Origin of the sequence: Catenulispora sp. GP43 (assembly GCF_041260665.1) — a bacterium.
Lineage (GTDB): Bacteria > Actinomycetota > Actinomycetes > Streptomycetales > Catenulisporaceae > Catenulispora.
The window spans coordinates 462,283-475,830 of the sequence record NZ_JBGCCT010000002.1; the positions used below are offsets into that span (position 1 = coordinate 462,283).

11 protein-coding genes are annotated in these 13,548 nt (G+C 71.7%); 6 read left to right on the forward strand and 5 right to left on the reverse strand.

All coding sequences use genetic code 11. The features are described from left to right. The first annotated feature begins 130 nt into the window (after positions 1-130). Positions 131-1,336: an MFS transporter gene (locus tag ABH926_RS05760; protein WP_370364571.1), complete on the forward strand. Its 1,206-nt coding sequence runs from the start codon at positions 131-133 to the stop codon at positions 1,334-1,336. Positions 1,337-1,380: 44 nt separating this feature from the next. Continuing rightward, positions 1,381-2,400, forward strand: coding sequence for an acetamidase/formamidase family protein (locus ABH926_RS05765; protein WP_370364282.1), 1,020 nt, complete (start codon positions 1,381-1,383; stop codon positions 2,398-2,400). 16 nt (positions 2,401-2,416) lie between these two features. Here the strand turns inward: ABH926_RS05765 and ABH926_RS05770 are convergent, their stop codons facing one another. Continuing rightward, positions 2,417-2,944 carry a hypothetical protein gene (locus tag ABH926_RS05770; protein WP_370364283.1) on the reverse strand — a complete coding sequence of 176 codons (528 nt, stop codon included), beginning with the start codon at positions 2,942-2,944 and terminating at the stop codon, positions 2,417-2,419. Between the two features lie 122 nt (positions 2,945-3,066). Between ABH926_RS05770 and ABH926_RS05775 the strand changes: the two genes are divergently transcribed. Continuing rightward, positions 3,067-4,026, forward strand: a complete 960-nt coding sequence (locus tag ABH926_RS05775; protein WP_370364284.1) for an ArsR/SmtB family transcription factor — start codon at positions 3,067-3,069, stop codon at positions 4,024-4,026. A gap of 7 nt (positions 4,027-4,033) precedes the next feature. Here the strand turns inward: ABH926_RS05775 and ABH926_RS05780 are convergent, their stop codons facing one another. Both ABH926_RS05780 and ABH926_RS05785 read right to left on the reverse strand, forming a co-directional pair. Further along, positions 4,034-5,617: a cobyric acid synthase gene (locus ABH926_RS05780; protein WP_370364285.1), complete on the reverse strand. Its 1,584-nt coding sequence runs from the start codon at positions 5,615-5,617 to the stop codon at positions 4,034-4,036. Further along, the gene (locus ABH926_RS05785) at positions 5,614-6,510 is read right to left on the reverse strand and encodes a LysR family transcriptional regulator (RefSeq protein WP_370364286.1); all 897 of its coding nucleotides are present in this window, start codon (positions 6,508-6,510) and stop codon (positions 5,614-5,616) included. The genes ABH926_RS05780 and ABH926_RS05785 overlap by 4 nt, the downstream gene beginning before the upstream one ends. Positions 6,511-6,634: 124 nt before the next feature. On the opposite strand from ABH926_RS05785, the gene ABH926_RS05790 reads away from it, so the two are divergent. Genes ABH926_RS05790 through ABH926_RS05800 form a run of 3 tightly spaced genes read left to right on the forward strand, consistent with a single transcriptional unit; the run spans position 6,635 to position 10,590 of the window. Further along, on the forward strand, positions 6,635-7,567 hold the full coding sequence (locus ABH926_RS05790) for an EamA family transporter (RefSeq protein ID WP_370364287.1): 933 nt from the start codon (positions 6,635-6,637) through the stop codon (positions 7,565-7,567). 18 nt (positions 7,568-7,585) lie between these two features. Beyond that, complete coding sequence (locus ABH926_RS05795; RefSeq protein WP_370364288.1) at positions 7,586-9,814, forward strand: ATP-dependent RecD-like DNA helicase; 2,229 nt, start codon at positions 7,586-7,588, stop codon at positions 9,812-9,814. Next, positions 9,811-10,590: a 1-aminocyclopropane-1-carboxylate deaminase/D-cysteine desulfhydrase gene (locus tag ABH926_RS05800; RefSeq protein WP_370364289.1), complete on the forward strand. Its 780-nt coding sequence runs from the start codon at positions 9,811-9,813 to the stop codon at positions 10,588-10,590. Before ABH926_RS05795 ends, ABH926_RS05800 begins: the two co-directional genes overlap by 4 nt. 116 nt (positions 10,591-10,706) lie before the next feature. Here ABH926_RS05800 and ABH926_RS05805 read toward each other — a convergent pair whose 3' ends face one another. Further along, positions 10,707-12,104 carry a TldD/PmbA family protein gene (locus tag ABH926_RS05805; protein WP_370364290.1) on the reverse strand — a complete coding sequence of 466 codons (1,398 nt, stop codon included), beginning with the start codon at positions 12,102-12,104 and terminating at the stop codon, positions 10,707-10,709. Beyond that, a complete protein-coding gene (locus ABH926_RS05810) occupies positions 12,101-13,540 on the reverse strand; it encodes a TldD/PmbA family protein (protein ID WP_370364291.1) in 1,440 nt (479 codons plus the stop codon). The genes ABH926_RS05805 and ABH926_RS05810 overlap by 4 nt, the downstream gene beginning before the upstream one ends. Positions 13,541-13,548: the final 8 nt, after the last annotated feature.

A 13,548-nucleotide genomic window follows, 5' to 3' on the forward strand; every position in this document is an offset into this window, starting at 1 on the left:
CCCGGCGCCCACCGCGACCCGTGCCGGCCTCGCCGGCCACCGGCCCGTGGTTGCCGACGCCAGCACCGGCACCGGCGACCACGGGGCCCACGGCAGCCGCCACCCCGGCCACCCCAAGCCGCCGAGCCTCCTGCACCAGCCGAAAGCCGTCTGGGCCGTCGCCTTCGCCTGCGTCATCTCCTTCATGGGCATCGGCCTGGTCGACCCGATCCTGCCCGCCCTGGCCGCCCAGCTGAAGACCTCGCCGAGCCAGGTCACCATGCTGTTCACCAGCTACCTGGTGGTCACCGCGGTGGCGATGCTGATCACCGGCTTCGTCTCCAGCCGCATCGGCGCCAAGCGCACGCTGGTCGCGGGCCTGGCCATCATCGTGGTCTTCGCCGCGCTGGCCGGGACCTCCGGCACCGTCGGCCAGATCGTCGGGCTGCGCGCCGGATGGGGCATCGGGAACGCGTTGTTCATCGCCACCTCGCTGGCCGTCATCGTGGGCTCGGCCAGCGGCGGCTTCGCCGGGGCGATCATCCTGTACGAGTCGGCGCTGGGCGTGGGCATCGCGCTGGGCCCGCTGGTCGGCGGCGAACTCGGCGGGATCAGCTGGCGCGGCCCGTTCTTCGGCGTCGCGGTCCTGATGCTCATGGCCCTGGTCGCCACACTCGTCCTGGTGGCGCCGACCCCGCCGCCGGCGCGCAAGGTGTCCATCACCGAGCCGATCAAGGCCCTGCGCCACCGCGGGCTGCTCACGCTGGCGCTGACCGCCCTGTGCTACAACTGGGGCTTCTTCACCTTGCTGGGCTACGCGCCGTTCCCGATGAAGCTGGGCACGCACCAGCTCGGCTACGTGTTCACCGCCTGGGGTGTGCTGGTCGCGGTCTTCGCGGTGTTCGCCGCCCCGCGGTTGCAGGCCCGGTTCGGGATCGCCAGGACCCTGTACGCGAACCTCGCGCTGTTCGCCGTCAACATCCTCGTGGTCGGGCTGTTCGTGGAGCACAAGACGGTGCTGATCTGCGCGGTGATCGTCGCCGGCATCTTCATCGGCGTGAACAACACCATCACCACCCAGGCGGTGATGACCGTCGCGCCGGTCGACCGGCCGATCGCCTCGGCGTCCTACGGCTTCGTGCGCTTCATCGGCGGTGGTCTGGCTCCGTACTTCGCCGGGCGGATCGCCGAGCGCTACAACGTCCACGTCGCGTTCTACGTCGCGGCCGGCGCGGTGGCCATGGGCATCGTGATCCTGGCTTCCGCGCACAAGCTGCTCGCCGAGGCCGAGAGCGTCGGGGGCATCGAGGATCCGGAGGAGGAGGCGCTGGCCGAGGAACTCGGCTCCGCGTCCTGAGGACCTCCTCGCCGGGAGCGGGTCCGCGTGACAGAGTGCTAGTCATGGCGAACTCGCTCCCGGTCCGTACATTCACCCCCTCCGACGGCGACTACGTCTGGACCTTCGGCGGCGCGCCGCCGTTGGCCCGCGTGAAGCCCGGCGACACCCTTGAGCTGTTCACCGAGGACTGCTTCGCCGGCCGGGTCCGCTCCGAGAAGGACCTCGTCACCGAGGTCTGCGAGTTCCCCTTCCTCAACCCGCAGACCGGCCCGTTCTACGTCGAGGGCGCCGAGCCTGGCGACACGCTCGCGATCCACTTCGTGTCCATCGAGCCGGCCCGGGACTGGGCCGCCTCCACCACCGTGCCCCTGTTCGGCGCCCTGACCTCCACCCACACCACCGCCACGCTCCAACCGCCGCTGCCGGAGCGGGTCTGGATCTGGCAGCTGGACCGCGAGCGCCGCACCTGCCTGTTCCGCGCGCACGACAGCGACATCGAGGTCGAGCTCCCGATGGACCCGATGCACGGCACGGTCGGCGTGGCCCCGGCCAACCTGGAGGTCCGCTCGGCCCTGGTCCCCGACGCGCACGGCGGCAACATGGACACCCCCGAGATGCGCGCCGGGGTCACGTGCTACCTCGGCGTGAACGTCGAGGGCGCGCTGTTCAGCCTCGGCGACGGCCACGCGCGCCAGGGCGAGGGCGAGACCTGCGGGGTGGCGGTGGAGACGGCGATGAACTCGGTGATCACCATCGAGCTCGTCAAGGGCGTCCCCACCCCCTGGCCCCGGCTGGAGTCCGACACCCACATCATGACCGCGGGATCGGCCCGTCCCCTGGAGGACGCGTTCCGCATCGCGCAACTGGACCTGGTGCAGTGGGTCGCACGCGACTACGGCCTGAGCGAGCTGGACGCGTACCAGCTGGTGACGCAGGGGGTGGAGTCGCCGCTGGCCAACGTCTGCGACACGAACTACACGTCGGTGGCGAAGATGCGCAAGGCTTTCCTGCCCTCCGGCACCTCCGCCTACGGCGTGCACGAGACGCTGCGGCAGCGGGCGGCCGCCTACCTGGCCGGCTGAAAGGGATCGGTGGCGATCACGACAGTTCCGCGCAGACGTCGGTGGCCTTGGCCTGATACAGCACCGCGATCTGATCGGTCGGCGAGACCGAGACGACCGAGCCGCCGCTGAGCACGTACTCGCCCTGCGCGTGGTACGGGTCGCCGGCGTGGACGGTGAGGCCGAAGTTGTCCGGGATGGTCCACAGGCTCGACTTGTCCGGGAGGTTGTAGAGCGTGCCGGCGCCGGACAGGTCCCCCTCGACCTGCGCGCCGGTGGCCACGTTGGTGAAGCGGGCGATCAGCGGGCCGCGGAAGTCGGTCCGCAGCGGGCTGCCGTCGGGGTAGGCCGCGACGATCCGCTCTTCGACGCCCTGGGTCGGGAAGTCCTCCTTGAGCTCGAAGGAGCAGACGTTGCCCGCGGCGTAGTCCCGCGCCGTGTAGGTCACCGGAGTCCAGCCGCCGGTGCCGCCGGTACCGCCTGCCGTGTCGGCTGAGGCGATTGCCGGACCGGCCGCGATGAGCACTCCGGCCGCGAGGGCGACGCCGAGGATGCGGTTGCGCATGATGGTTATCCCTTCGTGTCGTTCGGATCCGCGTCCTGGGAGGGCGCGGGACACGTCTTCACTCTGGAAGCGCCCGCCCTCCAGGGCGATCGCTTCAGCCCACGCTGAAACGTGAGGACGAGATGCGGATCCACTTCACGCCCGACGACCTGCTGCGCATTCGCTTCGCCGAGGAGCCGGCGCCGTTGCTGGAACTGGGCCTGGCCCTCGCGGCCCTGCACCGCCCGGCCGCCGACCCGGTCTTCACCCGCTGGCGGCGGGAGGCGGCACGCTCGCTCCCGGCACGCGCCCGGTCGCTGCTGGACCTGGTCCCGGCCTCCGGGGCCGGACCGCAGTTCCTGGACCCGATGGTGGCGGACGTCGAGGAGGGCCTGGACCGCGTGGCGGCCTCCCCGCGCGGCCAGGTGCGGCGGGAACTGGTCCGGGTCGTGGGACTCGGGCAGCCGAAGACGCCGTGGACGCAGCGGATCGCGGACCTGGAGCGCGGCGCATGGGGCGAGCTGCTCGCAGGGCTGCACGCCGCCTACGGCAGCATCCTGACGGAGCCCTGGCGGCGTCTGCGTGCGGGCTTCCACGCGGAGGTGTCCTGGCGTACCAGCGGCTGGGGACGGCTCGGGCTCGGTCCGGGACTGGCGGCGCTGCTGCCGGACTCGCGCCTGGACGGGCTGGTCTGGCACCTGGCCCCGGAGAAGGAGTTCGACCTGCACCTCGACGGACGCGGCCTGACCCTCTACCCGTCGGCGATGTGGAGCGGCTCGCCGCTGGTCGGCACGTACTCGGACCACTCGAGGCTGCTGGTCTACCCGGCGCTCACACCGCTGCCGCTCCTGCCCGAACCGCACGACGCCGACCCGCTGGGCACCCTGCTGGGACGCACGCGCGCGCAAGTGTTGGAAGCGCTGGCCGAGCCGCGGACGACGGGGAACCTGGCGCAGGATCTGGGGATCAGCGCGGCTTCGGCGTCGCAGCACGCGACGGCGCTGCGCGAGGCGGGGCTGGTGGCGACGCGGCGGGAGGGGAAGGCGGCGTGGCACGGGTGCACGGCGCTGGGGGCGGAGCTGCTGCGGACGGGAGCGCGATAGATCCCCGTCAGGCCCCCGGCGGCAGCAACGGCAGCCCGGTCGTCGGGCCGCCCTCGATCAGCCGCCACAGCCGATCGGTGTCCAAGTGCTCCTCCACCGCGTCGCCGAGCCGGTCGAGCTGCTTCTCCCGCTCCGCCGCGAACGACACCGTGGGATCCGCCTCGAACCGCACTCCGCACGCCGCCGCGACCTGCGCCAGGTACGCGCGCCGGAATCCATCGCTCTCCAGTGCTCCGTGCCAGATCGTCCCCCACACCGCGCCGTCCCGGCAGCCCTCCAAAGCCGCGCCCGACGCGTCGGTGAACAGCGTCTCGCCGCCCGACACCCGGACCTGGCCGTTGTGGATCTCGTAGCCCGTGACCGGTTCGCCGAGTCCGAAGCCGGTGGGCCGGGTCAGGGTCTTGACCGGGTCGAACACGGTGCGCACCGGAAGGAGTCCGAGCCCTGCGACGGTCCCCCGGCGCGACTCGACCTCGTCCTCGATCACCGTCCCGAGCATCTGGTAGCCGCCGCAGATCCCGAGGATCGGGCGCCCCCGGGCCGCCCGCTCGGCCAGCGCCGGCTCCAGGCCGCGCTCGCGCAGCCAGGCCAGGTCCGCGACCGTCGACTTCGTGCCCGGCAGCACCACCAGGTCCGCCGACTCGACGGCGGAGGCCGAGGCGGTGAACTCGACGTCCACGCCCGGCTCGATCGCCAGCGCGTCCATGTCGGTGAAGTTGGAGACCCGCGGGAAGCGCACCACGGCGACCCGCAGCCGCGGGCCCTCGCTGTCCCCCGCCGCCGCCCTGTACGCCTCGATCGGCAGCGCGTCCTCGGCGTCCAGCCGGATCCCGGGCAGCCACGGCACCACGCCGAGCACCGGGCGTCCGGTGAACCCCTCGATCTGCCGCAGCCCGGGCGTCAGCAGCGAGGGGTCGCCGCGGAACTTGTTGATGACGAACCCTGATATGAGCTTCTGGTCCTCGGCCTCCAGCAGCGCCACGGTCCCGTGGAAGGCCGCGAACACCCCGCCGCGGTCGATGTCGCCGACCACCACCACCGGCATCCCCAGCGGCCGGGCCAGGCCCATGTTGACCAGGTCGCCCTCGCGCAGGTTGATCTCGGTCGGCGATCCGGCGCCCTCGCAGACCACCACGTCGAAGCGCGACTTCAGGTCCTGATACGAGGCCAGCACCGCCTCGCGCAGCTTCGGCTTCAGGTCCTGGTAGGACGTCGCCGAGGCCTCCGCGAACACCTTGCCCAGCAACACCACCTGGCTCGTCCGGTCGCTGCCGGGCTTGAGCAGCACCGGGTTCATCGCCACTTCCGGCTCGACCCCGGCGGCCTGGGCCTGCATCACCTGCGCGCGCCCGATCTCGGCGCCGGCGGACCCGGCCGACCCGGCCGACCCGGCCGACCCCCCAGAACCGCCCGGCGCGCCGCTGCCGACCACCATCGAGTTGTTCGACATGTTCTGGGCCTTGAACGGCGCGACACGCACGCCCTGGCGGGCCAGCCAGCGGCAGATCCCCGCGGTGAGCAAGCTCTTGCCGGCGTCCGAGGTGGTGCCGGCGACGAGCAGCGAGCCCGTCCCGCCGCGGGGGATGATCATCGGACCAGCTTAGCCGCGGCCTCGGTGAGCGCGGTGAGCACCTCCGGGTACTCCGCGCCGGTGCGCACCGCGATCAGGCTGACCCGCCGCGGCCAGTCCTCCTTCAGCGGCACCAGGACGACGCCGTCCGGCATCTGCGGCGGGACGCCGAGCGTCGGCAGCAGCGTCACGCCGAAACCGTTGGCGATCAGCGCCAGCGCGGCGCTGAAGTCGGTGGCGCGGTAGCGGCCGCGCGGCTGGAACCCGGCGTCGGCGCAGATCGCGGTCACCTGGTCGTGGCAGGACAGGCCCTCGGCGGCCAGTACGAACGGCTCCTCGACCAGATCGGCCAGGGCGATCCGCTCGGCGCCGGCCAGCCGGTGGTTCGCCGGCACGGCCGCGTGGTAGACCTCCTCCAGCAGCGGCAGGATCCTGATGCGCGGGTCGCCCAGCAGCGGCCGGTTCGGGGCGGCCATCACCACCGCGACGTCGACGGTGCCGTCGATGAGGTGCGCGACCGACTCCTCGCTCTCGGTGTCGGCGATCTGGAAACCCCAGTCCGGGTGCGCCTCCCGCAGCGCCTTCATCGCCGGGGCGATGACCGCCATCACCGCGGTCGGGAAGCCCGCGATCCGGACCGTCATCGGCGTCGGGGAGATGGCCCGCAGCTCGGACTGCGCGCGCTCCAGCCGGGCGAAGACCGCGTCGGCGTGGCCCACCAGGACCCGGGCCGCCTCGGTCAGCACCACGTTGCGGCCGCGCCGCTCCAGCAGCTCGCAGCCGGTACTCTTGGAGAGGATCGCCAGCTGCTGGGAGACCGCCGAGGGCGTCAGGTACAAGGCCTCGGCCGCCGCCGAGACGGTGCCGTGGTCGGCCAGGGCGCGCAGCGTGCGCAGCTGCCGCACATCGATCATCGCCGCTCCTCGGTCATCGCCGCACCCCGATCATCGCCGCATCTCCATCGTTCAGGCCACCTTAACGATTCCGAGCAAAATCATTCGCTGGTGCTGAACGATAGCGCGGCCGGACACTTTCGTCATGCGTAATCCCCGCCACATCGCCCTGGCGCTCGCGGTCGTCCTGATCTGGGGCGTCAACTTCATCGCCATCGGCCACGCCCTGCAGGGCTTCCCGCCGATCCTGCTGGCCGCGGTGCGCTTCGCGCTCACCGGCCTGGCCGTGTTCTTCGTCCCGCGTCCCAAGGAGGTGCGCTGGTACTGGATCGGCGGTATCAGCGCCTTCATGTTCTTCGGCCAGTACGTGCTGCTGTTCACCGGCATGGCGCACGGGATGCCCGACGGCCTGGCCTCGCTGGTGTTGCAGAGCCAGGCACCCTTCACGGTGCTGGCCGCCGCGCTGCTGCTGCGGGAGCACACCGGGCCGCGGCAGGGGCTGGGGATCGCGGCGGCGGTCGCCGGGCTGGCCGTCATCGGCGCCGGACGCGGCGGGAACGTGCCGCTGGGCTCGCTGCTGCTGGTGATCGGCGCCGGCGCGTCGTGGGCGCTGGGCTCGATCTGCAACCGCAAGGCCGGGGCCGTCAACGGGTTCGCGCTGATGGTGTGGGCGAGCCTGTACGCCGCGCCCCCGCTGCTGGCGGTCTCGCTGCTGACCGAGGGGCCGCACCGGATCGGGCACGCCTTCGCGCACCTGCACGCCGGTCCCGTCCTCGGCCTGCTCTACATCGTGCTGCTGTCGACCTTCGTCGGCATGGGCGCCTGGGTGGTGCTGATCACCAAGTACCCGGCCTCGGCCGTGGCGCCCTACACCCTGGGCGTCCCGCCGATCGGGATCCTCGCGGCGCTGATCGCGAACGGCGAGCGGATGACCGCGCTGGAGGTCGCCGGGTCCGTGGTGGTGCTGGCCGGGCTGGTGGCGATCGTGTGGCCGGGCGCCAAGCGCAAGGCTGTGCGAATCGTCCCGGAACCGTCCGCGCCCGCCGCTAGAGTCGAGGAGTCCACACAGGCCGCCTGACACCCGGGAGAAGGACCCTTGGCCGCACCGACCATCGAGCCGCACGGCACCCTCGCGGTCGTCGAAGGCGTCCTGGAGCGGATCACCTTCGCCAACGAGGAGACCGGCTACACCGTCGCCCGCGTCGACACCGGGCACGGCGCCGGGGATCTGCTGACGGTGGTCGGGGCGCTGCTGGGGGCGCAGCCCGGGGAATCGCTGCGGATGCGCGGCCGGTGGGGCTCGCATCCGCAGTACGGCCGGCAGTTCACCGTCGAGAACTACACAACGGTGCTGCCGGCCACGGTCGCGGGCATCCAGAAGTACCTGGGCTCCGGCCTGATCAAGGGCATCGGGCCCAAGACCGCCGAGAAGATCGTCGGCCACTTCGGCGTGGACACGCTGACGGTGATCGAGGAGGCCCCGGAGCGCCTGATCGAGGTGCCGACGCTGGGGCCGAAGCGGACCAAGCTGATCGCGGCGGCCTGGATCGAGCAGAAGGCCATCAAGGAGGTCATGGTCTTCCTGCAGTCGGTCGGGGTGACCACGTCGATCTCGGTGCGGATCTACAAGGAGTACGGCGACGCGGCGATCGACGTCGTGAAACAGGAGCCTTACAAACTCGCCTCGGACGTGTGGGGCATCGGGTTCAAGACCGCCGACTCGATCGCGGTGGCCGTGGGCATCCCGCACGACTCGCCGGAGCGGGTGAAGGCCGGCATCCAATACGCGCTGTCGCAGAGCTCTGACGCCGGCAACTGCTATCTGCCGCGCGAGCGGCTGCTGGCCGAGTCGGTCAAGATCCTCACCGTCGAGACCGAGCTGGCCGCGCGCTGCCTGGACGAGCTGATCGAGGCCGAGGGCGTGGTCGCCGAGGACATCCCCGATCCCGACGGGTACGACCCGGACGAGCCGATCCGCGCCGTCTACCTCGTGCCGTTCCACCGCGCCGAGGCCTCGCTGGCCGCGCAGCTGCGGCGGCTGCTGGAGGCCCCGGACGACCGGCTGGGCTCGTTCGCCTCCGTGGACTGGGACAAGGCGCTGGGCTGGCTGAAGGAGCGCACCGGCGCCGATCTCGCGCCGGCCCAGACCGAGGCGGTGCGGCAGGCGCTGACGTCGAAAGTCAGTGTCCTGACCGGCGGCCCGGGCTGCGGCAAGTCGTTCACCGTGCGCTCGATCGTGGAGCTGGCCCAGGCCAAGCGGGCCCGCGTGGTCCTGGCCGCCCCGACCGGCAAGGCCGCCAAGCGGCTCGCCGAGCTGACCGGCGCCGAGGCGATGACCGTGCACCGGCTGCTGGAACTGAAGCCCGGCGGGGACGCGGCCTACGACCGGGACCGGCCGCTGGAGGCCGACCTGGTGGTGGTGGACGAGGCCTCGATGCTGGACGTGCTGCTGGCCAACAAGCTGGCCAAGGCGGTCGCCCCGGGCGCGCACCTGCTGCTGGTCGGCGACGTGGACCAGTTGCCCTCGGTCGGCGCCGGCGAGGTCCTGCGCGACCTGCTGGCCGCCCCCCGCGTCCCGCGCGTCCGCCTGACGCAGGTGTTCCGCCAGGCCCAGCAGTCCGGCGTGGTCGTGAACGCCCACCGGATCAACTCCGGCAAACCGCTGGAACTGGCCGGCTTCAACGACTTCTTCCTGTTCGTCGAGGACGAGACCGAGGACGCGGCGCGGGTAGCGGTGGAACTGGCCACGACCCGCATCCCGAAACGCTTCGGCTTCGACCCCCGCCGCGACATCCAGGTCCTGACCCCGATGCACCGCGGCCCGGCCGGCGCCGGCACCCTCAACGGACTCCTGCAGGAGACGCTGACCCCCTCGCAGCCCTCACGGCCCGAGAAGCGCTTCGGCGGCCGCACGTTCCGGGTCGGCGACAAGGTGACGCAGATCCGCAACAACTACGACAAGGGCAAGAACGGCGTCTTCAACGGCACCGGCGGCGTCATCACATCGATGCTGCTGGAGGAGCAGACGCTGGTGGTTCGCACCGACGAGGACGAGGACGTGGCATACGAGTTCGCCGAACTGGACGAACTGCAGCACGCGTACGCCATGACCGTGCACCGCTCCCAGGGCTCGGAGTACCCGGTGGTCGTGGTCCCGGTGACGATGAGCGCCTGGATGATGCTGCAACGGAACCTGCTCTACACCGCGGTGACGCGCGCGAAGAAGCTGGTGGTCCTGGTCGGCTCGAAGCGGGCCCTGGCCCAGGCGATCCGCACGATGTCGGCGGGCAAGCGCTACACCGGACTGGACTACCGCCTGCGATGACCGACCTCATCCTGCGGTTCGACAGCAACAAACCGCGCAAGCTGAAGTACAACCTGGAGAAGGCCCGCAAGGCCGGCGCCTCGACCCTGCTGACCTTCGGCGGCGCCTATTCGAACCACATCCGCGCCGTCGCGGCGGCCGGCCGCACCGAGGGATTCGCGACGATCGGCGTGATCCGCGGCGAGGAGCACCTGCCGCTGAACGACTCGCTGGCCTTCGCGGTGTCGCAGGGCATGCACTTGATGTACATGGACCGGGAGACGTACCGGACGAAGAAGTCGGCCAAGACGCGGCGGTTCCTGGAGAGCTGCTTCGGGGAGTTCTTCCTGATCCCGGAAGGCGGCTCGAACCCGGCGGCGGTACGAGGCTGCGCGGAGCTGCCTGGCGAGGTCACAGAACCCTTTGATGTGATCTGCTGCCCGGTCGGGACCGGCGGAACACTCGCGGGGATCGCCGCCGGACTCGACCCGGGACAGCGAGCCATCGGCTTCGCGGCGCTGAAGGGCGGCTTCCTGACGAAGGAGGTCGCCGAACTCCAGCGGCAGACCTACGGAAAGGTCTTCGACAACTGGCACATCGAGGACGGCTACCACTTCGGAGGCTACGCGAAGGTGCCGCCGGAGTTGGACGCCTTCGCCGAGCGGTTCGGGGCCGAGCACGGGTTCGAGGTGGACCGGATCTATGTCGCCAAGATGCTGTACGGCATCACGGAGATGATCGAGGCCGGGAGGTTCGCCCCCGGTGCTCGGATCGTCGCGGTCATCACGACTGGTTGAGGGGCAGGTGTCCGCGGCAGGGGACCCGAAACAAACCCCCCTCAATGGGAAACAGGATCCACCTGTCACACTAAACGAAAAATAGAGGTGACCCACGAACAAACCGCACCCGCACCTCAGCCGCTCGCACCACCCGTGAAGTTCCACCCGGCCAGCCGCAGAGCCGGCGCCATCGCCGAGACCGGCCCGTACCTCGAAGCGAACGCCGGCGCGTGGGTCCCGATCCCCAGCACCCGCCCTGGGGCCAGCGCCTCGGGGTAGGACTGGGTGAAGCGCAGGTTCTTCACCGGCCGGGTGATCTCGCCGTTCTCGATCAGCCAGACACCGTTGCGGGTCAGCCCGGTCATCACCAGGCGGCGCGGGTCCAGGCAGCGTGTGTACCAGTGGTCTGTCACCAACAGCCCACGCCGGACCCGGGCCACCAGCGCCTGGACCGAGGAGTCCGCCGCCGGCCCTTCGACCTCGGTCGGGGCCAGGCCGACCGTCGGTTCCAGGCGCACGTTGAACGGGATCGCGCCGTGCGCCGCGCTGTTGGCGTCGGCGTGGCCGGTGCTGACGGCGCCGGCCTCGCGGGCCGAGCGGCGGTCGTGCGCGACGGCCCGGGTCACCCCGTCGCGGACCAGGTCGAGGCGGTCGCGCGGGGTGCCCTCCGGGTCGAACAGCGGGCCGGCGGCCGGGCCGGACAGGGGGTCGTCGATCAGGCTCACTGCGGGGTCGAACTGCTGCTCACCCAGTTTCACGAACGAGGTGCCCTCGGTCAGCGCCTTGCCGTTGAAGCCGTAGTCGGACATGACCCACAGCAGGTCGCTGACCGCCGTGGGCTCCAGGACGACCTCGTACTCACCCGGCTCGAGTTCAACAGGGTCCTGCGACGCGAGCGCCTTGGCCGCCGCGCGAGCCCCGAGCGCGGCACCGTCCAGGTCGCTCATCAGACGCGAGGCCTGGCGCGCGGCGCCGTCGGAGGTCGCGGTCTTGGCGATGCCGTCGATCGTGGCCTCGGCCACGGTGCCGTGGACGGCCTGCCCCTCGGAGTTCGCGTACGCCGTCACGACCAGCCGGTTGCGGTAGAACCCGGCCGCCGTCAGCTTGCCGACCGCGTCGACGAACGCCTTTACCTGCTCGGCCCGCGCCTCCGGGCCCGCGCAGCCGGTCGCCAGGTCCGGGTCCGCCGCGGCCGCCGGGAGCGCCGCGCGGCCGGACAGGCCGGCCCAGCCGGGGTCGGCCGGCGACCGGCGCACCGCGGCCACGGTCCGCTCGACCAGCGCCGCCAGGCCCGCGTCGTCGGTGACCGTGGTGGCGTTCACCGCGGTGCGGCCGTCGGCGTGGATCCGCAGGGTCACGGTGTCGGTGTCGCTGGCGACGTTCTGGTGGATGTAGGAGTTGGCGAAGCGGGTGAGCGCCAAGTGTTCGTGCTCGACCGTCACGTCCACGTCCGCCGAGCTGCCGGCGGCCGTGCGCGCGGCCTCGAGCACCCGCTCGGCGGTCTCGGTGCGCACCGTGGTCTCCGGGCTCATCCGCGCACCCCCACTCGCACGTTCCGGAACCGGGCCGGCGCCGCCGGGTGCCCGGTGTGCCCGACCTGGCCGGGCTGGCCCTTGCCGCAGTTCGGCGTGCCCCAGGCCACGATCTCGTTCGAGAGCATGTCCATGCTCTGCCAGAACGTCGGGCCGATGCCGGTGTAGGTGGGGTTCTTCACCATCCGGCCGAGCTTGCCATTCTTCACCTCGTAGCCGAGCTCGCAGCCGAACTGGAAGTTCAGTCGCTTGTCGTCGATCGACCAGGACCGGTTCAGGTCCATGAACACCCCGTCGTCGGTCGCGGCGATGATCTCCTCCAGCGTGTGCGGGCCCGGCTCCAGGCCCACGTTGGTCATCCGCACGATCGGCAGCCGCGACCAGTCCGTCGACCGGACGCTGCCGGCGTAGTCGAGCCCTGCGACGGCCGCGCTCTCCCGGCCCGCCAGCACCCCGGTCCAGATGCCGTTGCGGACCGCGTCGCGCCGGCCGGCCCTGGTGCCCTCGTCGTCGTAGCCGAACGAGCCCAGCGCGCCGGGGTGGGTGGCGTCGATGACGATGTTCATCAGCTCGCTGCCATAACGCAGCGTGCCGAGTTCGGCCAGGTCCAGCCAGGAGGTCCCGGCGTAGGCCGCCTCCCAGCCCAGGATCCGGTCCAGTTCGATGGCGTGCCCGACGGACTCGTGGATCTGCAGCGCCAGCTGCTCGCCGCCCAGGATGAGCGTGGTCTGCCCGGACGGGCACTGCGGGGCGCGCAGCAGCGCCTGGGCCTCGTCGGCGACCCGTGCGGCGTGCGAGGCCAGGTCGAGCTCGGTGACCAGCTCCCAGCCCCGGGTCCCGTACTGGCCGCGCCGCGAGGGGTAGGAGCGGACCTGGGTCTCGCGCTCGCCGACCGCGGTGGCCGAGATCCCGCCGCCGCACTCGCGGATGTGCTGGTCGATCCGGTGCCCCTCGGAGGAGACGAACCACTTGCGGGTGTCCCAGATCTGGTAGACGCCGGTCGCGATGTCAGCACCCTGCTCGCGCATCTCGGCGGTCGCCGCGGTCAGCAGGTCGCCCTTGTCCGACACCGGCACCGCCAGCGGGTCCACCTCGCACCGGCTGGCCCAGCTGCCGACCTCCGGCTCGGCCGGGATCATCGAGGCCGGCCCCGGCACCCGAGAGGAGGCCTTGGCGATCTCCACCGCCTGCCGGCCGGCGGCCCGGACCGAGGAGGCGTCCAGATGCGGCGTCGCGAAGAACCCCCAGCTGGACCCCACGAGCGCCCGCACCCCGATCCCGACCGTCTCGCCCTGGTCCAGCGCCTCCACGGCGCCGTTGCGGGCGGACATGGACTCGGTGCGCCGGTGCATGACGCGGGCGTCGGCGTAGCGGGCCCCCAGCGCGAGCGCGTGCTCCACGGCCTGGTCGGCCGCGTCCAGGTAGCTGGTGCTCATGGGTCACG